Source organism: Brevundimonas sp., assembly GCF_965279155.1.
Lineage (GTDB): Bacteria > Pseudomonadota > Alphaproteobacteria > Caulobacterales > Caulobacteraceae > Brevundimonas.
In genome coordinates, this window is record NZ_OZ257138.1 from 2,604,366 (window position 1) to 2,626,468 (window position 22,103).

17 protein-coding genes are annotated in these 22,103 nt (G+C 69.1%); 10 read left to right on the forward strand and 7 right to left on the reverse strand.

Features of this window, described 5'->3' with window-relative positions:
• Positions 1–56: 56 nt before the first annotated feature.
• Positions 57–839 carry a lysostaphin resistance A-like protein gene (locus ACQY72_RS12460; RefSeq protein WP_428153909.1) on the reverse strand — a complete coding sequence of 261 codons (783 nt, stop codon included), beginning with the start codon at positions 837–839 and terminating at the stop codon, positions 57–59.
• Between the two features lie 201 nt (positions 840–1,040).
• Here ACQY72_RS12460 and ACQY72_RS12465 point away from each other — a divergent pair, with 201 nt between their 5' ends.
• Both ACQY72_RS12465 and ACQY72_RS12470 read left to right on the forward strand, forming a co-directional pair.
• Positions 1,041–1,454, forward strand: a complete 414-nt coding sequence (locus ACQY72_RS12465) for a DUF2231 domain-containing protein (RefSeq protein ID WP_428153910.1) — start codon at positions 1,041–1,043, stop codon at positions 1,452–1,454.
• 38 nt (positions 1,455–1,492) lie between these two features.
• Positions 1,493–2,758 carry a PQQ-dependent sugar dehydrogenase gene (locus tag ACQY72_RS12470; protein ID WP_428156708.1) on the forward strand — a complete coding sequence of 422 codons (1,266 nt, stop codon included), beginning with the start codon at positions 1,493–1,495 and terminating at the stop codon, positions 2,756–2,758.
• Between the two features lie 75 nt (positions 2,759–2,833).
• Here ACQY72_RS12470 and ACQY72_RS12475 read toward each other — a convergent pair whose 3' ends face one another.
• Complete coding sequence (locus ACQY72_RS12475; RefSeq protein ID WP_428153912.1) at positions 2,834–4,243, reverse strand: SLC13 family permease; 1,410 nt, start codon at positions 4,241–4,243, stop codon at positions 2,834–2,836.
• Positions 4,244–4,332: 89 nt separating this feature from the next.
• On the opposite strand from ACQY72_RS12475, the gene ACQY72_RS12480 reads away from it, so the two are divergent.
• Positions 4,333–5,160: a hypothetical protein gene (locus ACQY72_RS12480; protein ID WP_428153913.1), complete on the forward strand. Its 828-nt coding sequence runs from the start codon at positions 4,333–4,335 to the stop codon at positions 5,158–5,160.
• Between the two features lie 3 nt (positions 5,161–5,163).
• Here the strand turns inward: ACQY72_RS12480 and ACQY72_RS12485 are convergent, their stop codons facing one another.
• Positions 5,164–5,682 carry a MarR family winged helix-turn-helix transcriptional regulator gene (locus ACQY72_RS12485; protein ID WP_428153914.1) on the reverse strand — a complete coding sequence of 173 codons (519 nt, stop codon included), beginning with the start codon at positions 5,680–5,682 and terminating at the stop codon, positions 5,164–5,166.
• A 64-nt stretch (positions 5,683–5,746) separates the two neighbouring features.
• Here ACQY72_RS12485 and ACQY72_RS12490 point away from each other — a divergent pair, with 64 nt between their 5' ends.
• Genes ACQY72_RS12490 through ACQY72_RS12500 form a run of 3 tightly spaced genes read left to right on the forward strand, consistent with a single transcriptional unit; the run spans position 5,747 to position 10,416 of the window.
• Positions 5,747–7,522, forward strand: a complete 1,776-nt coding sequence (locus ACQY72_RS12490) for an N-acetylglutaminylglutamine amidotransferase (protein WP_428153916.1) — start codon at positions 5,747–5,749, stop codon at positions 7,520–7,522.
• Positions 7,512–9,281 (forward strand): N-acetylglutaminylglutamine synthetase, encoded by a 1,770-nt coding sequence (gene ngg / locus ACQY72_RS12495; protein WP_428153917.1) that lies wholly within the window; start codon positions 7,512–7,514, stop codon positions 9,279–9,281. Before ACQY72_RS12490 ends, ngg begins: the two co-directional genes overlap by 11 nt.
• Positions 9,282–9,291: 10 nt before the next feature.
• Entirely contained in the window at positions 9,292–10,416 is a 1,125-nt protein-coding gene (locus tag ACQY72_RS12500) for an osmoprotectant NAGGN system M42 family peptidase (RefSeq protein WP_428153918.1), read from the forward strand.
• 8 nt (positions 10,417–10,424) lie between these two features.
• Here ACQY72_RS12500 and ACQY72_RS12505 read toward each other — a convergent pair whose 3' ends face one another.
• Positions 10,425–11,168, reverse strand: a complete 744-nt coding sequence (locus tag ACQY72_RS12505; protein WP_428153920.1) for an NRDE family protein — start codon at positions 11,166–11,168, stop codon at positions 10,425–10,427.
• Between the two features lie 85 nt (positions 11,169–11,253).
• Here ACQY72_RS12505 and ACQY72_RS12510 point away from each other — a divergent pair, with 85 nt between their 5' ends.
• From ACQY72_RS12510 to ACQY72_RS12525, 4 genes are read left to right on the forward strand one after another with little or no spacing between them, the layout of a single operon-like run.
• Complete coding sequence (locus ACQY72_RS12510; RefSeq protein ID WP_428153922.1) at positions 11,254–11,595, forward strand: hypothetical protein; 342 nt, start codon at positions 11,254–11,256, stop codon at positions 11,593–11,595.
• Positions 11,596–11,649: 54 nt separating this feature from the next.
• Positions 11,650–12,903: a TolC family protein gene (locus tag ACQY72_RS12515; RefSeq protein WP_428153924.1), complete on the forward strand. Its 1,254-nt coding sequence runs from the start codon at positions 11,650–11,652 to the stop codon at positions 12,901–12,903.
• Positions 12,900–14,099, forward strand: coding sequence for an efflux RND transporter periplasmic adaptor subunit (locus ACQY72_RS12520; RefSeq protein WP_428153926.1), 1,200 nt, complete (start codon positions 12,900–12,902; stop codon positions 14,097–14,099). The genes ACQY72_RS12515 and ACQY72_RS12520 overlap by 4 nt, the downstream gene beginning before the upstream one ends.
• A 10-nt stretch (positions 14,100–14,109) precedes the next feature.
• Positions 14,110–17,331, forward strand: coding sequence for an efflux RND transporter permease subunit (locus tag ACQY72_RS12525; protein WP_428153927.1), 3,222 nt, complete (start codon positions 14,110–14,112; stop codon positions 17,329–17,331).
• A gap of 24 nt (positions 17,332–17,355) precedes the next feature.
• On the opposite strand, the gene ACQY72_RS12530 is transcribed toward ACQY72_RS12525, so the two are convergent.
• From ACQY72_RS12530 to ACQY72_RS12540, 3 genes are all read right to left on the reverse strand, one after another.
• The gene (locus ACQY72_RS12530; protein ID WP_428153929.1) at positions 17,356–20,361 is read right to left on the reverse strand and encodes a TonB-dependent receptor; all 3,006 of its coding nucleotides are present in this window, start codon (positions 20,359–20,361) and stop codon (positions 17,356–17,358) included.
• A gap of 72 nt (positions 20,362–20,433) precedes the next feature.
• Positions 20,434–21,423: a FecR family protein gene (locus tag ACQY72_RS12535; RefSeq protein WP_428153930.1), complete on the reverse strand. Its 990-nt coding sequence runs from the start codon at positions 21,421–21,423 to the stop codon at positions 20,434–20,436.
• Between the two features lie 87 nt (positions 21,424–21,510).
• Positions 21,511–22,092, reverse strand: a complete 582-nt coding sequence (locus ACQY72_RS12540; RefSeq protein WP_428153932.1) for an RNA polymerase sigma factor — start codon at positions 22,090–22,092, stop codon at positions 21,511–21,513.
• Positions 22,093–22,103 lie beyond the last annotated feature (11 nt).

Below are 22,103 nucleotides of genomic sequence, written 5' to 3' on the forward strand. Positions count from 1 at the left end.
CCATGCCTTTGGTTGCGTCGATCTGGCCTGAACAGTTCCGCGCGAAGATGCTCATTCTAAAGCAGATCGTCGATGCCGATGGGCAGGTGGCCGCCCACGAACGACACCAGGAACAGCGACCAGTCGTTGGCGATATGGGCGATTGAAGAGACCCAAAGATTGCGCGTGACGACATAGGCCAGCGTCAGGACCAGGCGCGCCGTGCCGATGGTCGTCAGACACTGCAACAGGTTCCAGTCATAGGTCGGCAGATGCATGGCCGCGAACCACAGGGTGGATGCGATCACGGCGATCACCAGACCCCAGCGCCTCGAAAGGCCGAACTTGGCGACGCAAAGCCAAAGCACCGCCAGAAGCGGCAGGATGGTGACCACTTCTTCGCCGATCAGTTGAATGAAAGTCCGCGCCAGAAAGAGCAGCAGATCACCGACGCCGTCGTAGGCCAGGGCGGCGACGGCCGAGTTCGCCGACATCGCCATGACGGTCGTCAGCAGCAGGCCGACGATCACCGAACAGATGATGGTCAGCAGGGCGAAACCCAACCCGATGAGGCCGTCCTTCAGGTCAACGGGCCGAAACAGGGCCGGGCTACGCCAACCCGTCACCGCCATCAGGGCCAACAGCGGAAGGCCGGTGAACAGAACCGCCGGAATGAAGTCGAAGGGAAAGGTCTTCAGCGGCAACAGCTCCAACTGGCCAAAGGCGACCAGCACGGCCGCCATGACTACAAGCCAGCCAAGCCCTCCGATCCGAACCGGTTTGCCGTCGTAATAGGGAAGGTCGTGCGCAGCCGATCGGCGCGCCCTTCGCCTCTGATCGGCGCGAAATGCAGTGTTCATTTTAGGCGTCCGTTCCGGTCTTCGGGCGTATCGACAGCCCGCCAATAGTTCTTGTCCAGGGTGGTGCGTCAAACCCGCAAAGGTTCTGGGTCCGGCCTCGGCCACGGTCACGCGCAAATGACGCAGCGCCGATATCCAAGTCGGGTGAACCATTTCGCGATCAGACGGTTAGCCAAGCCTGACTTCAGGGAGAGGGCCGGCATGAGCATCCACGGACTATCAGGCGCGGTCGTCCGACCGCTGCACGGCCTGTTGCTGGCGTTTCCGATCGCCCTGTTCACCTTCGCCCTGTTCACCGACATCGCCTATCTGAAGACGGCCGAGATCCAGTGGACCAACTTCTCGGCCTGGTTGATCACCGGCGCCCTGGTGTTCGGCGGGTTGGCGGGCGTCCTCTCCATCGTCGATTACGTTTTCGGACGGTCGCGCCGCGCGCTCATCCATTTGGTCGCCCTGGCGCTGGCCTGGGTGCTGGGCCTGATCAACGCGTTCAAGCACAGCCAGGACGCCTGGAGCTCGGTCGGGGCCTTCGGCCTGATCCTGTCGATCCTCTGCACAATCCTGGTCCTGGTCGCCAGCTGGACCGCCTATGCCGCGCGGGAGAGCGTCCGATGAACAAGAACCTGCTCGCCGCCAGCGCCGCGACCCTCGCCATGGCCCTGACCGTCGCCTCGTGCGGCAACGCCAGCGATCCCAAGCTGAACCAGACCGGCGCCACGCCCGACCTGCCCCAGGTCAACGAAACCCTGGTTCCGGCGATGAAGATCAGCCCGCCCGCAAACTGGAACGGCGAGACGCCGACTGTGCCGGCAGGCTTCACCGTCAGCGCCTTCGCCACCGACCTCAAGATTCCGCGCCAGATGCTGGTCCTGCCGAACGGCGATGTCCTGATCGCCGAGGGGCGCGGCGGCCATGCTCCGGCTATGCGGCCCAAGGACGTGATCGCCGGCGTGATCAAGAAACAGGGCAACACCAAGATCGCCGGCGGCAACCGCATCACCCTGCTGCGCGACGCCAATAATGACGGCATCCCCGAACTGCGCACCGTCCTGGTCGAGAACCTGGATGCGCCGTACGGCCTGGCCTATGTCGATGGCTCGCTCTACGTCGCCGAACAGGGCGCACTGGTCCGCTTCGCCTTCCAGCCGGGCCAGACCGGCATCGCGACGCCGGCCGAGCGGGTCACCGAACTGCCTTCGCGCATCAATCACCACTGGACCAAGTCCCTGACCGTCAGCGCCGACGGGACCAAGCTCTATGTCGGCATCGGCTCCAACTCCAACATCGGCGAACGCGGCATGGCCGTGGAGGAAGAGCGGGCCGTGGTCTGGGAGATCGACCGGGCGACCGGCGCGCGTCGCACCCTCGCCACCGGCATCCGCAACCCGACCGCCCTGGCGATCGAGCCGACGACCAGCCTGTTGTGGTCGGTGGTCAACGAGCGTGACGAGCTGGGTCCGCAGTTGGTGCCTGATTACCTGACACAGGTGAAGGACGGCGCCTTCTATGGCTGGCCCTACAGCTATTGGGGCCAGAACCGCGATCCGCGCGTGATGCCTCAAAACCCGGAGATGGTCGCCAGGGCCATCGCGCCGGACTACGCCCTTGGCTCGCACGTCGCGGCGCTGGGGATCGACTTCGCCCGCAATGGCGGCTTTGGCGGCGCGTTCGCCAACGGCGCCTTCATCGGCATGCACGGCAGCTGGAACCGCCAGGATCCGTCCGGTTACAAGGTCGCCTGGGTGCCCTTCAACGGTGGTCGCCCCGCCGGCCCGCCAGTCGATTTCGCTACGGGATTCCTGAAGAACGGCGAGGCGCGCGGCCGCCCGGTCGGCGTGGCGTTCGACCCGAACAAGCGCGTTCTGCTGGTCGCCGACGACCTGTCCAACACGGTGTGGCGAATCGCTCCTGCACGTTGATCGGTGCGTTTGTCGGTTGGGCGACCAGTCTCAAGGCTGTGAGGGAGATAGGCACGCCTATCAGCGACTGTCAGTTCAGAACGGGAAGAAGATCGGGATCGCCACCATGGCCGCCACCCAGGTGACCAGGTTCAGCGGCAATCCCACGCGAACGAAGTCCATGTAGCTGTAGCCGCCCATGTTGAAGACCAGCACATTGGTCTGATAGCCGAAGGGCGTGGCGAAGGCGGCCGATGCGGCCATCATGACGCAGACCAGGAAGGGGCGAGGATCGACGCCCAGGCTCTCGGCCAGGGCCACCGCGATCGGGGTGATCAGAACGGCGACCGTGGCGTTGGACAGCAGTTCGGTGGCGAACAGGGTCACGCCGTACAGCACGATCAGCGCGCCCAGCGGTCCCATGGGTCGGATCACGCCGATGAGGCGCTCGGCGCCCGCAGAGGCCAGGCCGGTCACCTCGATAGCCGTGCCGACGACCACCATGCCGGCGATCAGCAACAGGATTTCGGGCCGCAGCCCGGCATAGGCTTCCTCGGGCGTGATGACCCGCAGCAGGATCAGCGCGACGGCGCCGGCGAAGGCTGAGGCGGCGATGGGCGCCCACCCCAGGGCCGCCGAAGCGATCACCAGGGCGAAGATGGCCAGCGAGATCATCGCCGGCCGCAACCGGAACGGCCGATCCGCCGCGCCATACAGATCGACGTCGCCCAGGTGCGCATCGCCGGAGCCGTCGGCCTGGTTGCGAGAGCCGCCCATACGCGGCAGGCCGAACGGCAAGAGGCGTTTACGACGCGATATGGCTTCGGCTTCGGCGCGTCGGCGGGCGTCCTCCATTTCGGCTAGGCGCGCGGCCTCCGCCTCGTCCCTGACGACGGATCGACCCAGTTGGCGGGCGCCGACGAAATAGAGCCACAGGCCGCCGACGACGGCGATGACCAGGCCCACCGGCGTGATCTCGAACAGGCCGAAGACCGGCTGGCCGGCGTTGCGGGCCATGTCGTTGACCAGCAGATTGGTCGAGGTGCCGATCAGGGTCAGCAGGCCGCCCATCACCGTGACGTGGCTCAACGGCATCAGGAAGCGTTTGGGCGACAGCTTGAGCGACTGGGCCACATCCCGGATCACCGGCGCGGCCAGCACCACCACCGGCGTATTGTTCAGGAAGCCGCCGACCGATCCACACAGGCCGATGACGATCCAGATGCCGCGCGCGCCGATCCGGGCGGCCAACTGCGTCGCCTGGCGGATCAGCCAGCCGAGCAGGCCGGACAGCTCGATGGCGTAGGCGATAACGAACAGGCCGGCCAAGGCGATGACGGCGGGGCTGGCGAAGGCGCCCTGCACCTCGACCGGCCGAACGACGCCCAGCACCAGCAGTACGGCCGCGCCGGTCAGGGCGACGACATCGGCGCGCACCTTGCCGTGGATCAGCACGCCGACGACGCCGACGAGCACCGCCAAGGCTGCGATCTGATCGAAAGTCATGATCCCGTGCAGAGCGTCCCCCGTCGCTTACGTCAACCTTTTTCGGGTGTTCGCCTCCTCATCAGCGAGTGGCGTGCTAGAGTGGTTCCATGTTCGAACCGACCGTGTCGCCTCGCCCGTCGGTCGTCGCGATTGCGGCGTCCCTCCTCGTCCTCAGCTCCTGCCAGCGCGAGGAGGCCGCGCCCGCGTCGGCCCCCGCGCCCGCTGCGGCGCCGACGCCTGTGGTCACCGTCGCTCCCTCACCGACCTTGGATCGCGCCGGGTTGTTGCAGGCCATGGATATCGCCGCCTCGGCCTTTGCGGCGGGGCAGGAGGTCGGGGGGGCGTCCCTGGCCGGCCGGCGGTTTGTCGTGCGCCAGGCCTTTGGCTGCGGCGGTCCGGCCTTGTCGTCCGCTGAAACACCCCCCGGCGACGGTCTGCCGGCCCTCTCATGGGGCGAGCACAATCAAAGCCTGAAACTGAGCCTGGCGCCCGGCGATTGGTCGCAATCGGCCCTGATCGCCGATGAAGCCGAGACCTGGGAGGCGGCCGAGGGCTTTTGGCTGACGCGCCCCTGGCTACGGGCCGAGGGATGTCCGGCCGCGCAGGGCGATCCTTTGGCCCAGGGTCAGGCGTCGCCGCAGACCATGGGGCTGGCGGCCGTCTTCAAGGAAGGCGGTTCGCGGACCGGCCGCCGCAATGGCCGCGCCTATGAGTTCACCGTGCGGGGCGAGGGCGACCAGCCGCCCGCCGCGCCGTCCCAGGGATATCGCTTGGTGCTGGAGGGCCGCATGGTCGCCTTTGCCGACGGCCGCGCTGTCCGTTGCCGCGCCGCCAGCCCCGACCAACGGCCGATCTGCATCGGCGCGGTCCAACTGGATCGCGTCGCCTTCGAGGACGCGGACGGCAAGATGCTCAGCGAATGGCGCGACGGCTGAACTTCAGGTCGGGCCTAGCGGCGTGTCATCCGCACTGACGGCTTCCAGGGTCGGCGACGGCCGCAACTGCATCATCGTCGCCAGTCGATCCACGGCCATCGCCATGGCGGACTGTTCGTCCATAGGCAGGCGAGCCAGGCCTGCGATGAAGCCGTCGCCGAGCAGGCCCGGCGAGGTGGTCAGCGCCTGTCGTCCCGCATCCGTCAGCCGCACATGGACCACGCGGCGGTCGATGGTGGAGCGGTAGCGGACGGCCATCCCCTTGGCCTCCAGCTTGTCCAGCACGGCGACCACCGTCGGGGGCGACATGGAGACGTCGCGCGAGATGGCGCTGGTGCTGACTTCGCCCAGGGCGCGGATGGATTGCAGCACCAGAAGCTGGGGCAGGGTCAGACCCGTCAGGCGCGCGATCTCGCGGGATCTGACGTCGATCGCCTGGGCGATGCGACGGACCGAGCGGACCAGTGACGCCGTTGGATCGACCGGCGCATCGGCGGTCGGCGCGGTCGGAAAATCGCTCATCGGGTTGAACTCTTTCGTGTCCGAACCATTTGTACCCGCTGCTTCCACAATTCAAGGAGGGCCCATGTGCGGTCTTAGCGGCGAGATCAATTTCGACGGACGACCGGCCGACGCCGGCGCGGTTCAACGCATGACGGATGCGCTCTCGCCCCGTGGACCGGACGGGTCCGGCATCGTGATGCGCGGCCCGGTGGGGCTGGGTCACCGCCGCCTGAAGATCATCGACCTGTCGGAAAAGGCGCAGCAGCCGATGGTGGACGCCGACCTGGGCGTGACCCTGGCGTTCAACGGCTGCATCTACAACTATCCCGAGCTCCGCGAAGAGTTGCAGGGGATGGGGTTCCGCTTCTTCTCGCACGGCGACACCGAGGTCATCATCAAGGCCTGGAAGGCCTGGGGCGAGGCCTGCGTCGAGCGGTTCAAGGGCATGTTCGCCTTCGTCCTGCATGAACGCGACACCGGCCGCACCGTGATCGCCCGCGACCGGTTCGGCATCAAGCCGCTGTATCTGGCCGAACAGGGCCAGCGCCTGCGTTTCGCCTCGACCCTGCCGGCCCTGCTGGCGGCGGGCGATGTGGACAAGACCATCGATCCGGTCGGCCTGCACCATTACATGACCTTCCACGCCGTCGTGCCGCCGCCGCACACCATCCTGAAGGGCGTGAAGAAGTTTCCGCCGGCGACCATCCGCGTGATCGAGGCGGACGGAACGGCCAAGGACCGCCTCTACTGGCAGCCCGACATGACCCGCCACGCCGAGGACGCGTCCCTGACGGCCGAGGACTGGCGCGACCGGGTTCTGGACAGCCTGCGCGAGGCGGTGAAGCGCCGCATGGTCGCGGACGTGCCGGTCGGCGTCCTGCTGTCGGGCGGTGTGGACTCCAGCCTGATCGTCGGCCTGCTGGCGGAACTGGGCCAGAAGGATCTGATGACCTTCTCGGTCGGTTTCGAAGAAGCCAATGGCGAGAAGGGCGACGAGTTCGTCTATTCCGACCTGATCGCCAAACACTATGGCACCAAGCACCACCAGATCTTCGTGCCGCATCAGAGGCTGATGGAGGCCCTGCCGGGCACCATCGGCGCCATGTCCGAGCCGATGGTCAGTTACGACAATGTCGGCTTCTACCTGTTGAGCCAGGAAGTCTCGAAACACATCAAGGTGGTGCAGTCGGGCCAGGGGGCGGACGAGGTGTTCGCCGGCTATCACTGGTACCCGCCGATGCTGGGCGCGACCGATCCGGTGGAGACCTACGCCAAGGCCTTTTTCGACCGCAGCCACGCGACGCTGAAGACCCAGCTGAACGGCGCCTACATGGCCGACACCGACGTCAGCCGCGCCCTGGTCGAGGCCCATTTCGCGCAAGGCCGGGCGGCGACGCCGGTCGATCAGGCTCTGCGTCTGGACAGTCAGGTGATGCTGGTCGATGATCCGGTGAAGCGCGTGGACAACATGACCATGGCCTGGGGGCTGGAGGCGCGGGTGCCTTTCCTCGACCATGAACTGGTGGAACTGGCGGGCCGCATCCCGCCGGAGCACAAGCTGTCGCAAGGCGGCAAGGGCGTGCTGAAGGAGGCCGCCCGCCTGGTGATTCCGTCCGAGGTGATCGACCGCAAGAAGGGCTATTTCCCCGTGCCGGCGCTGAAATACATCCAGGGCCCGTATCTGGACATGGTGCGCGAGGCCCTGACCAATCAGGCGGCGCGCGACCGCGGCCTGTTCGACAAGACCTATCTGGACACCCTGTTCGCCAACCCGACCGAGCACATCACGCCCCTGCGCGGGTCGGAGCTGTGGCAGGTCGCCGTCCTCGAAATGTGGATGCAGCAGCATGGCGTCTGACATCCGTCCCGAGCGGTCAAAAGCCCACCGGCTCAAACGCCTGCGCGACGAGGGCCTGAAGCCGCCGGTGCAGTCGGGCGATGGGCCTGCGCCCGACGCCGTGCTGGACTGCGGTTGGGGGCGGTTGCTGTTCGCTCAGACCTTCGAGACGGCCGAGCCCCTGGTCGAGGCCTTGCGCGCCGAGGGGCCGGATCGGCGCGACATCGCCTTCTATGTCCGCAATCCGCACGTCCTGCTGGCCTCTGCGCCTCAGGAGCTGTTCCTGGATCCGTCGCACACCTATCGGCTGGAACTGGCCACCTATCGCGCCAGCCGCCGCCAGCCGCGGGGCTTCACCGTGCGTCGCCTGACGTCGGAAATGGACGCTCAGGCGGTCAACGACATCTACGCCAAGCGCAAGATGGTGCCGGTTCCGCCAGACTTCTTCTGGTCCCACCGCGACGACCGGACCATCACCTATTTCGTCGCCGAGGATACGGCGAGCGGCGTGGTGATCGGCACGGTCACCGGCGTCAACCACGCCCGCGCGTTCCAGGATCCCGAGTGCGGCTCGTCCCTGTGGTGTCTGGCGGTCGACCCCCAGGCGACCCAGCCCGGCGTCGGTGAGGCGCTGGTCCGGCGTCTGGCCGAGCATTTCAAGACCCAAGGCCTGGCGCACATGGACCTGTCGGTCATGCACGACAACGACCAGGCCATCGCCCTGTACGAGAAGCTGGGCTTTCGCCGCGTCTCCTTCTTCGGGGTCAAGCGCAAGAATCCGATCAACGAGGCCCTGTTCGTCGGCCCGACCGACGACCATGACCTGAATCCCTATGCCCGGATCATCGTCGACGAGGCGCGTCGGCGCGGCATCCATACCGAGATCATCGACGCCGAGGGCGGGCTGTTCCGCCTCAACTGGGGCGGTCGGTCGGTGCGGTGTCGCGAGAGCCTGTCGGAGCTGACCTCGGCCGTGGCGCTCAGCATCTGCGACGACAAGCGGATGACGCGCCGCATCGTCGAGGCGGCCGGTGTGCGCGTGCCCGAACGGATCGACCCCGAAAACCCTTCGGCCATCGACGCGGCACTGGCCCGGTTCGGCGCCCTGGTGGTCAAGCCGGCGCGCGGCGAACAGGGGCAGGGGGTCGCCGTCGGCTTGACCACGATGAACGAAGTTCAAACGGCCCTGACCAGGGCGCGCCGCATCTGTTCCGAGGTGCTGATCGAGGAACAGGTCCAGGGCGAGGACCTGCGTCTGGTGGTGATCGACTACAAGGTCGTCGCCTGCGCGCTGCGTCGTCCGCCGCGCGTCATCGGCGACGGACGGTCCACCTTGCGCGCCTTGATCGAGCATCAGAGCCGCCGCCGCGCCGCCGCGACAGGCGGAGAATCCACCATCCCCATCGACGGCGAGACCGAACGCACCCTGGCCGAAGCCGGCTATGGCCTGGACGACGTGGAGCCCGACGGCGTCGAGGTGCTGGTGCGAAAGGCCGCCAATCTGCATCTGGGCGGCACGATCCACGATGTGACGGAGGAGGTGCATCCCGCCCTGATCCGCGCCGCCATCGCCGCCGCCCGCGCCATCGACATTCCGGTCACCGGCATCGACTTCATGGTGAAGTCGCCGCGCGAGCCTGAATATGCCTTCATCGAGGCCAATGAACGCCCCGGCCTCGCCAATCACGAACCCCAGCCGACGGCCGAGCGTTTCGTCGACCTGCTGTTTCCCCTGTCCGCGCCGACCTCTGCGCGGACGGCCCCCCGATCCGATGCCTGAAGGAGGCCCCTTGGCCCGCCCCGCGATAGACCTCGACTACCTGAAGGCCCGCCTGGCGGACCTGCTGAACACGCCCAGCCCGACCGGCTATACGGACGAGGCCGTTTGGCTGCTGTGTCGTGAACTGGATCGGCTCGGCCTCAATTACGAGATGACCCGGCGCGGCGCCATTCGCGCCCGCCTGCCGGGCCGCACGCCCAAGCCCGCCCGCGCCATCGTGGCCCACGTCGACACCTTGGGCGCCCAGGTCAAACAGGTGAAGGACAACGGCCGGCTGGAACTGGTCGCCATCGGTCACTGGTCCTCGCGTTTCGCCGAGGGTGCGCGGGCGACGATCTTTTCCGAAGGCGGCGCCTATCGCGGCACCATCCTGCCGTTAAAGGCGTCGGGCCACACCTTCAACGAGGAGGTGGACACCCAGCCCGTGAACTGGCGTCAGGTCGAACTGCGCATCGACGCCGTGACCCACGGGCGAGACGACACCTTGGCTCTGGGCGTGGACGTCGGCGACATCGTCGCCATCGACCCGCAGCCCGAGTTCATGGACAGCGGCTTCATCGTCTCGCGCCATCTGGACGACAAGGCGGGCGTCGCCACTCTGCTGGCCGCGCTGGAATGCATGATCCGCGAAGAGCGCACGCCGACGGTCGATACCTGGTGGCTGTTCACCATCGCCGAGGAGGTCGGGCTGGGCGCCTCGTCCGTGCTGATCCCGGATGTGGCCGCCATGGTCACGGTCGACAACGGCACCACCGCGCCGGGCCAGAACTCGTCGGAGTTCGGCGTCACCATCGCCATGGCCGACCAGACCGGGCCGTTCGACTGGCACCTGTCACGCAAACTGGTCCAGCTGGCCCGAGACCACGACATCCCGCACCAGAAGGATGTGTTCCGCTATTACCGCTCGGACTCGGCCTCGGCGCTGGAGGCGGGCGCCGACATCCGCACGGCGCTTGTCACCTTCGGCATCGACGCCAGTCACGGCTACGAACGCATCCACGAAAGCGCGCTGGAAGACCTCTCTCGCCTGCTGATCGCCTATGCCGAAAGCGACGTCGAAATCGGCCGCGACGCCAAGCCCATGAGCGGCGTGAAAGGCTTCACCCACCAGCCGCTGGATGAGGAGCGGGAGTAGCGCGTTCGTCAGAGCAAGGCAGACGCCGGCCAGGTGAAGCGCGCCGTCGTCTGCCCGTCGGGCGTTCCGTCTGGGCGGAAGCGCCGTTCGACGATGGCGCCCTGGCCGGCGTCGTCGATCGTCACCACGGTGCTGCAGCGTGTTCCGAAAACCGGGTTGCGGATGAAGACCGGGGATTGGGCGGGCACGCGCGCATCGCCGGCTGTCCGGTCGTCGGCGAGGGCGTCCAGCAAGGTTTCGGTGTCGTCGCTGTCCCGCGTCAGCCAATCCGAGACGGCGGCCTTCAGGCGCTCGGTCTTGGGCCAAGGCGCGTTCAGCGCGGCGTTCGACAGGCCATGCACACCGGACGCCAGCGGATGGGCAGTCGCTTCGGGCCGGTTGCTGGCGAAGGTCGCCTCGCCGTCCGTGATGAAGATCAGGCTGAAGGGATTGAAGGTCGCCAGAGCATCAGGGGACAGGGCGAGCGTCGGTTCGGTGCCCGTCAGCAGATCCTTCAGCAACTGACCGCGTGACGGCGCTCGGGGATCGGGCGGCGCGCCGGTATGCAGGTTGGTGACCACGGCCAACCGCCCTTCGTCCGACACGCCCAGCCAGGTTCCGCCCGACACCAGATCGCGTCCGCCCAAAACCGTCGGGGCGTCGGCCCAGCGCGCCAGCGGGGCGGAGGCGCGGTCATGCCTTTCGTCCCGATTGGCGGCGAGCACGAGACGCCAGCGGGGGTGGGCCTGCCAGGCGAGGGCCAGAACGCACATTCAGTCAGCCGCTTTCCGAGGCGACGCCAGCGGCGCCGGTTATGGCGTAACGTTGCGTTCGCCGGCCGGGATGATAAGGCAGGGCATGGACCGGCGTCGCCGACATTCTCCGTGGCTGGCGGCGCTTTTTGCGCTGTTCCTTGGCGTGTTCGCGCTGTCGCCCGTCGCCGACGCCTTGACCTGCGCCGGAGAGGTCGAACCGGCCCATGCCTCGGTGACCTTCGAAGACCCCGCAGACCATTCCTCGCCGTCGGACGTGGCTCACGGCGCCTGCGCGCACGGTCACTGCCATCATGTGGCCAAGGCGCCGTCGGATCGGCCCGAGGCGCGCGTCGCGTCCTTGCGTTCCGTCGAACATGCGCGGGCGTTCGACGACATGCGCACGTCCCATGCGCCCGAAGGCCTGAAGCGCCCTCCCAGAGGCTGACCCGATCCCGCGCCTGCGCGCGTCTCGTGTCAGATCATCTGGGAAGAATGAACCATGCATCCCCTCTATCGCCGTCCGCCGCATCGCGCGGTCGGCTGTGCGCTGGCCGCTCTCGCGGTCGCGCTCGCCAGTCCGTCATGGGCTGAACCGGCGCCGTCGTTCGCGACGCTGCTCGAACGGATCGGCCAGACGCCGTCCGCCCTGGAAGCCGACGCCCTGAGCGACGCCGCCGAGGCGCGCGTTCGCCAGGCGCGCACGCGGCCCAATCCGACCGTCAGCCTGGAGGCCGAGAACGCCCTGGGCAGCGGTCCCTTCGACGGCTACGCCAGCGCCGAGACCACCGTGTCGCTGTCGCAGGACTTGGAGCTGTGGGGCCGCAGGCGCGCCCGGATCGGGGCGGCGACCGCCGAGGCGGGTACGGCCGCCCTGCAACGCGACCTGGCCATGGTCGAGACGGCCGGACGCCTGGCCCAGACCTACGCCGACGCCGAGGCCGCCGGCCGGCGCGCGGTCCTGGCCCAGGAAGGGCTGGCGCTCGCCGTTGCCGACGCCCGCGCCGCCCTGGCCCTGGTCGAGAAGGGGCGCGAGCCTGTCCTTCGCGGCATCCAGGCCGAGAGCGAGGCCGCCGCCGCCCGCGCCACGCTCGACGAGGCCCAGGCCGAACGCGACGCCGCCTTCGCACGCCTGACGGCGGTCGCCATGCTGAGCCGACCGGTCACGGCCATCGCCGTCAGCCTGCTGGACCAAGCCGCCGGTCCGGTGGTTCCCAGCCTGACGACCGTGCCGGCGGTGCGCGTCGCCGAGGCGCGGCGCACGGCCGCCGAACGCCGGATCGACGTCGAGCGGATCGCCGCCCGCCCCGACGTGACCGCCAGCGTCGGCCTGCGCCGGTTCGAGGCCGAGGACGCCACGGCCCTGACGTTCGGCGTCAGCCTGCCCCTGCCGCTGTTCGACCGGAACCGGGGCAATATCGATGCGGCGCGCGCCGATTATCGCGCCGCCGACGCCCGGCTGGCTCAGGCCCGGCTGGATGCGGTCGCCGACCGGGCCGCCGCTTCGGCGCGGCTGGGGGCGTCGGCCAGCCGCGTCGCCGCCTCGGATGCAGGAGTGTCGGCGGCGGAAGAGGCCTATCGCCTGTCGCGGATCGGCTTCGACGCCGGCCGCATCGCCCAGCTGGAGCTTCGCACCAGCCGCGCCGCCTTGATCAACGCCCGCAACGCCGCCGTGGACGCCCGCCTCGCGCGGGTCCGCGCAGAGATCGACCTGGCGCGCCTGGAAGGCCGCGCTCCCTTCGAAGGAAACCCATGATGCGCACCTACAAAAAATCCCATCTGCTCGCCGGCGCCGCCGCGCTGGTCCTGTTGGGCGGCGGCGGCCTCTACTTCGCGTTCGGCAGATCCGAGGCCCCGACGCCAACGCCGGTCGAAGGCGAGGCGGGTCATGCCGACGACGACCACGCGGAGGAGGCCGAGGCGCCGGAAGGCGTCGTGCGCCTCAGCCCCGAACAGATCCAGGCCGCCGGCATTCAGGTCGTCGCCGTTACGCGCGGGGGCGGGGCCGAGACGCGTCTGGCCGGCCGGGTGGAGACCATGGTCGACGCCCGCGCCGCCGTCGGCGCCGTCGTCGGCGGGCGGGTCGAGCGGGTGCTGGTCGCGCCGGGTCAGACGGTGCGCGTAGGCCAGGCCCTGGTCAGCATCGTCAGCGGCGACGCGGCCTCGCTGCGCGCCGAGGCCGACGCGGCCCAGGCCGCCTATGTCGCGGCCGAACAGGCGCACGGACGCGACGAGGAACTGGCCGATCAGGGCGTGATCGCGCGCCGCGAGGCCGAGGTCTCCCACGCCGAGGCTCTCAGCGCCCAGGCCGCCGCCCGCGCGGCCCGCGCCCGCGTCAGCGCGGCCGGGTCGCCCAATGCCGCCGGCCGGCTCAGCGTCTCCAGCCCCATCGCAGGCGTGGTCAGCTCGGTCCAGGTCGGGCCGGGCGGCTTCGTGGCCCAGGGCGGGGTGGTCGCCGAGGTGACCAACCCGGCGCGGGTGGAACTGGTCTTCAACGCCCCGCCGCAACTGGCGGCCGAGGCCCGGCCCGGCGCGCGGATGCGGGTCACGGGACCGGCGGGCGAGTTCGACGCCGTCATCACCGGCGTCGCCGCCAATGCGGGGGGGCAGAACGCGGACGGGCAGTCCAGCGGCGCGACCGTGATCCGGGCGCGACCGGAGGGCGGCGGCCTGCCGCCCGCAGGTTCGGCGGTCAGCGGCGCGCTGATCACGGGCGGGCAGGGGGGCGGCGTCGCCGTGCCGACCGAGGCCATCCAGACCCTGGAGGGGAACACCGTCGTCTTCGTCCAGATCGACGGCGGCTTCCGCGCCGTGCCGGTGCTGGCTGGCCGTCAGGCGGCGGGGCGCACCGAAATCCTGCGCGGCCTGACCGGCGCCGAACGCATCGCTTCCACCAACGCCTTCCTGCTCAAGGCCGAGATGGCCAAGGGCGAAGCCGAGCACGGTCACTGAGGGGACCATCATGTTCAAAACCATAATCGAGGCGTCGATACGCATGCGCTGGTTCGTGGTCCTGGCCACGGCCCTGGTCGCGGCCGTGGGTCTGTTCGAACTGACGCGGCTGCCGATCGACGCCGTGCCGGACATCACCAACCGACAGGTCCAGATCAACACCCTCGCCCCGGCGCTCGCGCCCGAGCAGATGGAGCGACAGGTCACCTATCCGCTGGAAACCGCCATGGCGGGCATCCCCGGCCTGCAATCGACCAGGTCGCTGAGCCGCAACGGCTTCAGCCAGGTCACGGTCATCTTCACCGACAGCACCGACATCTACTTCGCTCGCCAGCAGGTCGCCGAACGGATGGCCCAGGCGCGCGAAAGCCTGCCCGAAGGCGTCGAGCCGACGCTTGCGCCAATCACCACGGGTCTGGGCGAGGTGCTGATGTGGACGGTCGACTTCAAGCCGTTCAACAGCGCCAATCTGGCCCGGCCCGGTCAGCCGGGCTGGCAGGCGGGCGGCGCCTATCTGACGCCCGAGGGCGAGCTGCTGACCACGCCCCAGGCGCGCGCCACCTATCTGCGCACCGTCCAGGACTGGATCATCGCCCCGCGCATGCGCACGGCTAAGGGTCTGGCGGGGATCGACGTCAACGGCGGCTATGTGAAGGAATACGCCGTGCGTCCCGACGCGGCGCGCCTGGCCAGCCATGGCCTCAGCCTGAACGATCTGATCGCGGCGCTGGAACGGGCCAATGTCCAGGCCGGCGCGGGCTATGTTCAGCGGGCGGGCGAGGCGCTGACGGTGCGCACCGATGCGTTGGCGCAATCCATCCCGGACCTGGCCCAGGCCCCGGTGGTCAACCGCAACGGCCTGGTCGTGCGGGTCGCCGACGTGGCGACGGTCGAGATCGGCCAGGCCCCTCGCCTGGGCGGCGCCAGTCGCGACGGGCACGAGGCGGTCATCGGCACGGCCCTGATGCTGGCGGGCGGCAACAGTCGCACGACGGCCCAGGCCGCGGCGGAACGGCTGGAGCAGATTTCCGCCAGCCTGCCCCCCAGCGTGGTCGCCGAGCCGGTGCTGAACCGCAGCGCCTTGGTCAACTCGACCATCAAGACCGTGGCCCGCAACCTGATCGAGGGCGCCCTTCTGGTGATCGTGGTGCTGTTCCTGCTGCTGGGCAATATCCGGGCGGCGACCATCACCGCCCTGATGATCCCGATCAGCTTCCTGTTCGCCGTCATCGGCATGAACCGGTTCGGCATCAGCGGCAATCTGATGAGCCTGGGCGCGCTCGACTTCGGCCTGCTGGTCGATGGGGCCGTGGTGGTGGTGGAGAACACCCTGCTGATGCTGGGCCGTCGCCGCGCCGAACTGGGGCGGATGCTGACCCGGCGCGAACGTCTGGGCGTCGCGGGCGCGGCGGCGTGCCAGATGGTCAAGCCGGCCGCCTTCGGCCAGCTGATCATCCTTCTGGTCTTCACCCCCCTGCTGATGCTGGAGGGCGTGGAGGGCAAGACCTTCGTGCCCATGGGGGCGACGGTGATGCTGGCCCTGGTCGGCGCCTTCATCTTCTCCTTCACTTTCGTGCCGGCGATGACGGCCCTGATCGTGCGCGATCCCAGGACAGTCCACGTCGATGAGAAAGGCCAGGCCAAGGAACACGAGACCTTCATCCTGCGGTTCGCGCGACAATGGATCGAACCGGCCATCCGGGCGGCCGTGGCCCGTCCCAAGGTCGTGCTGATCTCGGCCCTCGCCACCCTGGCCGTCGGGGTCGGCGTCTTCTCCACCCTGGGGCGCGAGTTCATTCCGACGTTGGACGAAGGCGACATCGCCATGCAGGCGCTGCGCGTTCCGTCCGCCTCGCTGGAGCAATCCCTGGCGATGCAGATGGCGCTGGAGCGGGCCATCAAGGCCCAGCCGGAGGTCGAGACCATCTTCTCGCGCACCGGCACGGCCGAGGCGGCGGTGGACCCCATGCCGCCCAACATCTCCGACGCCGTGATCGTGCTGAAGGACCGAAAGGACTGGCCCGATCCCAAACTGTCGAAAGACGACCTGCTGGCCCGCCTGGAAGCGGTCTCCTCCAAACAGATCGGCAACAGCTTCGAGTTCAGCCAGCCCATCGAACTGCGGTTCAACGAGCTGATCTCGGGCGTCCGCACCGACCTGGCCGTCATGGTCCACGGCGACGACTTCGCCCAGATGCAGGCGACGGCGGATCAGGTGGCGAACGCCTTGCGCCAGACGCCGGGCGCCGCCGACGTGCGGGTGGAACAGGCGTCCGGCCTGCCGACCCTGACGGTCAGCGTGGACCGGTTCGCGGCCGCCAACTACGGCCTGTCGGCGGCGGATGTGTCCGAGGCCGTCTCGGCCGCCATCGGCGGCGCGGCGGCGGGTCAGATCTTCGAGGGCGACCGTCGCTTCGACGTGGTGGTGCGTCTGGCTGATGACGCTCGCAACGACCCGGCGGCCCTGGCGGCGCTGCCGATCACCACGACGACCGGCCTGACCGTGCCCCTGTCCTCCGTCGCCCGGATTCAGGTGGCGGAAGGCCAGAACCAGATCAGCCGCAACGACGGCAGCCGTCGCATGGTGGTCCAGGCCAATGTGCGCGGCCGCGACCTGGGCGGCTTCGTCGCCGAGGCTCAAGAGCGGGTGGAGCAGGTCAAGCTTCCGACCGGCCAGTCCCTGAGCTGGGGCGGTCAGTTCGAGAACCTGAAACGGGCCGAGCAGCGTCTGGGCCTGGTCGTGCCGGTGGTCTTCATCCTGATCGGCCTGCTGCTGTTCATGGCCCTTGGCTCGTTCGCGGAGGCCGGTCTGGTCTTCGCCTGCGTGCCCCTGGCTCTGGTCGGCGGCGCCCTGGCCCTGTTGCTCCGGGGTATGCCGTTTTCGGTCTCTGCGGCGGTCGGCTTCATCGCGGTGTCCGGCGTGGCGACCCTGAACGGACTGGTGCTGATGCAGGCCATCCGCGAGCGGCTTCAAGCGGGCCTGACGCCCGTCGATGCGGCGACCGAAGGGGCGGCCAGCCGCCTGCGCGCCGTCCTGACCACCGCCCTGGTCGCCATCGTCGGCTTCATCCCCATGGCCCTGGCGCACGGGGCCGGCGCCGAGGTGCAGAAACCCCTGGCCACCGTGGTCATCGGCGGCCTCCTGACCGCCACCGCCCTGACCCTGCTGGTCCTGCCGACGTTCGCGGCCAAGGCGGTGCGGCGTCGCAAGGAGGAGGATCAGACGGACTAACCCCGTCGCACGCCGCGCCGGCAGCTACCAGTTCAGCTCCAGGCCGAACGAAAGCTGTCGGCCGGCCGAGCCGATCTGGAGCAGGCGGGCGGGCGTGCGCTCATAGGCCAGGTCGCGGGTGTCGGTCAGGTTGGTGGCGGCGATGGACAGGCGGGTGCGGGCGTCGATCCGGTAGGTGACCTGGGCGTCCAGATAGCCGGCGGGCCCGACGATGAAGGCCGATACGCCGCCGCCCTGCAGGTCGGCCTCGGAACGGAAGGCGGATCGCCATGACCAGGACAGGTTCAGCGCGAAGGGACCGCGTTCCAGATAGGGATTGATCGACCAGGCGAGGTCCGAAACGCCGGTCAGACGCTCGCCGTCCGCCAGGCGGCTGTCGGTCCAGGTCGCGCTGGCCCAGACGCCCAGTCCGCCGCCCAGCCGGTGGTGGAGGCCCGCCTCCAGTCCGTCGATCCGGGCCTGGCCGACATTGCGCGGTCGCGACATCAGGACCGGCGCCTGGACCGCCGCGCCGGTCTGGGTCTCGAACGTCAGGTTCTCGGTCGCCCACGTCGCCTGGATGAAGTCGCGGATCGTCTTGTGGAACAGGGCCAGACTGAAACTGGTTCGGCGGCCGGTGACCTCATAGGACAAATCCAGATTGGTCGAGACGTAGGGCGTCAGTTCGGGGTTGCCGCCGATCCCGCTGAAGATCACGCCCGGTTCGGGGTCGTCGACGGCCGCCTGCCCGTATTGGTAGATCGCCGAGACCAGGACGCTGGCGGGCACCGTCGAGGCGCGCAGGTCGGCTAGGGACGGGCGGGTGAGGGTGCGCGACGCCGCCAGGCGCACGACGGCGTCGTCCGCGATGTCGAACGCCAGGTTCACGCTGGGCAGCAGGATGGCATCCTCGCCGTCGTGGGTCAGGGGCGTGACGTGCGCCACGCCGCCGACGCCGGCCATACGCGCGCCCTCCACATGGGTGCGCGTCCCGACCAGCCGCAGCCCGGCGTTGCCGAAATAGGACAGGCCGCCCCCGCGCCCGTCGAAGTCCGCCCGGACATAGGCCGCTACGACCCGCTCCTCGACGCCGTAGGAGTTCTGCAGGTCCGAGCCGGTCGCCGTCAGGTCGTCCGGCCGAAACACCACGTCGTCGCGTTCGCCTGGCAGAACGAATGCGGCGCGCAGCCGGTCGAACGCCGGGGTGATCCAGGGACCGGGACGCGCCGCGATCAGGTCGGAAAACACATCCCCCGGCGTGGCGCTGTCATAGAGTTCGGCGATGTCGCTATGGCCGGGGCGCAAAGCCGCGCGTCTGTCGCGGCGCTGATAGTCTCGGCTGCGCGTGCTGAACTGACCCCCCATCTGAACGGCCGAAAGCCGAAGGCCGCCCCAGGTTCGGTCCAGGGTGCGGCGGACGTCTAGAACCGCAGTCACGTCCTCGTCGCGGGATTGGACCGCCCTGATGTTCAACTGGGCCAAGACGAGCCGGGAGGGACCGAGCAGGTCGAAGTCTGTCGTCAGCCGGTCTGCCCGACGCGCGTCGGCGGCGCCGTTCAGATCGAAAACGTAGGCGACGCCTTCCGGCGACTGGGCCGACAGTCGCTCCAGCGGCGTGTCGAGCACGGAACGGGCGCTGGAGACGCTGAGGCGCGGGGTCAGCCGCCAGTTCCCGAGCTTCAGTTCGGCCCCCAGCGATGTGGCGACGTTTAGGTGCGACTGGTCCGAGAACTCGGTGTTGTTGTCGATGCGGCCGGCGGCGATCCGGCCCGCCGTGACGACCCCGTCCTGAACCCGCTGAATGGCCCCAGGCGCCACCAGCCGCTCGCCCAGGCCGAAGACCAGCCGGTCCTCGCGGATGGCGTTGTCGAAGGTCGAGACCAAAGCGTCGAGGTCGAGGCGAATGTCTGGCGACACCTGCCAGTCTGCGCCGATGAAACCGCTGCGGCGGCGTCGATCCTCGCTTTCGACCGTGGTGCGAAGGTCGTTGGGCGCCGCCAGTGTGCGGCCGTCAACGACGATTTCCCCATAGCGCATGACCTGAAACCGGTCGTAGCGGACCGATCTCTGCTCTTGCGAAAGACCGGCGACCAGGCCGGCGGAACCGCTCGATGAGACCCATCGTCCGCCTACGGACAGATCGGGGCTGATGCGTTCGTCGCGCGTCGTGGTCTCGCCACCCAGCCGCAGCGTCAGGAACGGATCGCCGTCCAGCCCGCCTGCCGTCTCGATGTCGATGTTGGAGCCGATGCCGCCCTCGGTCAGGTCCGCCGTCGCGGACTTGGTCAGGCGCGCGCCCGCCAGCAGATCGACGGACAGGGCGCGAAACCGGAACTGCCGCCCGCTCTGGGTCGAGTTGCGGATGTTCTCGTTGAAGGCCACGGGCGCGCCGTTCAGGGTCACGGACTGGAACAGCGGCCCCAGACCCCGCACGCTGACGAACTGGCCCTCGCCGACCTCGCGTTCGATGGCCACGCCCGGCACGCGCTGCAGGGCCTCGGCCAGATTGGCGGACGGCAGGTCGCCGATCCGTTCGGACGACAGGCCGTCGGAGATGACGTCGGCGTCGCGCTTGCGCCGCAAGGCCTCGTCGATCCGATCCGACAGGCGGCCGACCACCTCGACGGCATCCAGTTCGGTCGTTTCGGGCGGGGGCGGGGCAGCAGGTCGGGCGCTCGGGGCGACGGCCCAGATGCGCACGCCCTGCGACCCGACGAAGCGATAGCGCAGGTCGGTCCCCTCCAGCATCCGCGCCAGGGCGGCGCGCCAGCTCATCCGTCCGTTGACTGGGCGCGTTCGCACGTCCCGGCCGGGCCGTTGGATGAAGGCCAGTTCGCACCCCGCCTCCAGGCACAGGCGCAACAGGGCGGACGAGGCGTCCTGGCCGGCGATGTCGAAGGCCTGAACGCGCGATGCAGACTGGGCCCAAGCCTGGTGTGCCAAGGCCGGCTGGGCGAGCGCCGAGATCACGGCGACGGTCGCAACGCCGCAGACGACGCGCCATGGCTTGCGTCGCACGCCGGCGGGCAGCGATGCAGCGAGCGGTATCAAACAGCGGGCCTCGGGGAGATGTTCCGTGAAGCCCTTAGCGCAGTCCCATGACAGGTCTGCGATACGGCCTGCTCACTCCGCGCGGATCAGCCGGCGACCGTCCCGGTCCTGCACGATGCGGATCGGCAACAGGGCCGCCATCCGGTCCTCCAACGCATCCTCGCCCTCAAGCGGCAGGATCACCGTCACGCGTGTCCGGCCAAGCGCGGGATCGGCAAGGATCAGGGGATGGTCCGAGTAACGGGCGACGGCGGCGACCACGGCCGACAGGGGCGCATCCTGGAACACCAGGCGACGCTTGCGCCAGGACGTCGCCATCTCGACGTCGGCGGCGGTCTTGCGGATGCCCGGCTTGCCCGGCTGGAAGTCCGCGCGCTCGCCCGGCGACAGCATCAGGGCGCCGTCCAGCGCATCCCTGGCCTTCGCGTCGCGCGTCCCCACCGCGACGCGCCCCTGCAACAACGAAATCTGCGCGCCGTCGTCGGTCAGGGCCGTGACGAAGCGCGTGCCGGTCACGATCACTCGACGATCGCCGACCGCCACCTGGAAGGGGCGGGCGGCGTTGTGGGCCACCTCGAAATAGGCCGCGCCCCGTTCCAGCGTCGCACGGCGCGCGTCTTCGCCCAGGTTCACGCGAATGGCGGACCCGGCGTCCAGCGTCACGCGCGACCCATCGTCCAGGGCGATGTCGGTGATACGGCCGGGTGCGGCCTCGTAAAGCCGACCCTGTTCGGCGCCCTTCAACATCGGGACCAGAACGACGGCGGCGGCGACGGCCGCCACGGCGAGACCCGACGCCAGCAGGGGACGGCACGTCGTCGACTTGCGCTCGGTGCGACGCAGGGCCGCCAGATCGCCGGCGAAGGCGCTGCGCAGCGGCTCCAGCGCGGCCTGGTCGGCCTTGGCCTGTTCATACCGACGCAGATGGTCGGGATCGGCCTCAAGCCATGCCAGCAGCGCCGCCTGCTCGCGCGCGCCCGCGCCCGGCCGCGCCATGCGGGCCAGCCACGCCTCGGCCGTCCTGGGACGGGCGGCGATCAGGATGTTTAAGCGCTCCAGCATCAGCGTGGCGATTTCCTTTTAGACGCGCGGTGCAGGTCGCCTTTGCGGCCCGCCTCAAAAAGCACAACGATCCAGCGGCGAGACACCTCAGTCGCCCCGCGATTTCTTCAGTTGACGGAGGGCTTCGGCGATATGTTTTTCGACCATGCTGACGGATACGCCCAGCCGTCCGGCGATCTGGCGATAGGTCAAAGCCTCGAAGCGGTGCAGCAGGAAGGCGTCGCGGGTCTTGGGCGGCAGGGCCCGGATCACGGCGGCGGCGGCGGCCAGGTCCTGTCGGCGGATCAGGCCGGTCTCGGCGTCGGGCGTCTCGCTGGCGATCACGCGCGGTCCGTTGTCCAGATCATGGATGTCATGGGCGCTGCGTCGGGCGGTCTCGCGTCCGTCGGCCTTCCAGCGGTCCAGCTGGATGTTGCGGGCAATGACGAACAGCAGGGGGCGAGCGTCGGCGCTGTTCAGGTCGTGGCCGGCGCGGTGGAAGCGCACGAAGGCTTCCTGAACCACGTCCTCGGCGTCGCCGGCGCCGCGGGTCTTGCGCAGCAGATAGGCGACCAGATCGGTCCGCAGGCGGTTCACCTCGGCCTCAATGTCGGTGTCGCCCGCACGCGCAAAGACGCCCCCTCCCGAGAAGGAGGAGGCGTCACGGCGAGGCGAACGCGCGGGGATCACGCGCTCGCCTG

Bases quoted from the DNA above. Each gene is read 5' to 3' on its own strand.
- ACQY72_RS12460 (WP_428153909.1), bottom strand. From the start codon at position 839: ATGAACACTGCATTTCGCGCCGATCAGAGGCGAAGGGCGCGCCGATCG.
- ACQY72_RS12465 (WP_428153910.1), top strand. From the start codon at position 1,041: ATGAGCATCCACGGACTATCAGGCGCGGTCGTCCGACCGCTGCACGGC.
- ACQY72_RS12470 (WP_428156708.1), top strand. From the start codon at position 1,493: ATGGCCCTGACCGTCGCCTCGTGCGGCAACGCCAGCGATCCCAAGCTG.
- ACQY72_RS12475 (WP_428153912.1), bottom strand. From the start codon at position 4,243: ATGACTTTCGATCAGATCGCAGCCTTGGCGGTGCTCGTCGGCGTCGTC.
- ACQY72_RS12480 (WP_428153913.1), top strand. From the start codon at position 4,333: ATGTTCGAACCGACCGTGTCGCCTCGCCCGTCGGTCGTCGCGATTGCG.
- ACQY72_RS12485 (WP_428153914.1), bottom strand. From the start codon at position 5,682: ATGAGCGATTTTCCGACCGCGCCGACCGCCGATGCGCCGGTCGATCCA.
- ACQY72_RS12490 (WP_428153916.1), top strand. From the start codon at position 5,747: ATGTGCGGTCTTAGCGGCGAGATCAATTTCGACGGACGACCGGCCGAC.
- ngg (WP_428153917.1), top strand. From the start codon at position 7,512: ATGGCGTCTGACATCCGTCCCGAGCGGTCAAAAGCCCACCGGCTCAAA.
- ACQY72_RS12505 (WP_428153920.1), bottom strand. From the start codon at position 11,168: ATGTGCGTTCTGGCCCTCGCCTGGCAGGCCCACCCCCGCTGGCGTCTC.
- ACQY72_RS12510 (WP_428153922.1), top strand. From the start codon at position 11,254: ATGGACCGGCGTCGCCGACATTCTCCGTGGCTGGCGGCGCTTTTTGCG.
- ACQY72_RS12515 (WP_428153924.1), top strand. From the start codon at position 11,650: ATGCATCCCCTCTATCGCCGTCCGCCGCATCGCGCGGTCGGCTGTGCG.
- ACQY72_RS12520 (WP_428153926.1), top strand. From the start codon at position 12,900: ATGATGCGCACCTACAAAAAATCCCATCTGCTCGCCGGCGCCGCCGCG.
- ACQY72_RS12525 (WP_428153927.1), top strand. From the start codon at position 14,110: ATGTTCAAAACCATAATCGAGGCGTCGATACGCATGCGCTGGTTCGTG.
- ACQY72_RS12535 (WP_428153930.1), bottom strand. From the start codon at position 21,423: ATGCTGGAGCGCTTAAACATCCTGATCGCCGCCCGTCCCAGGACGGCC.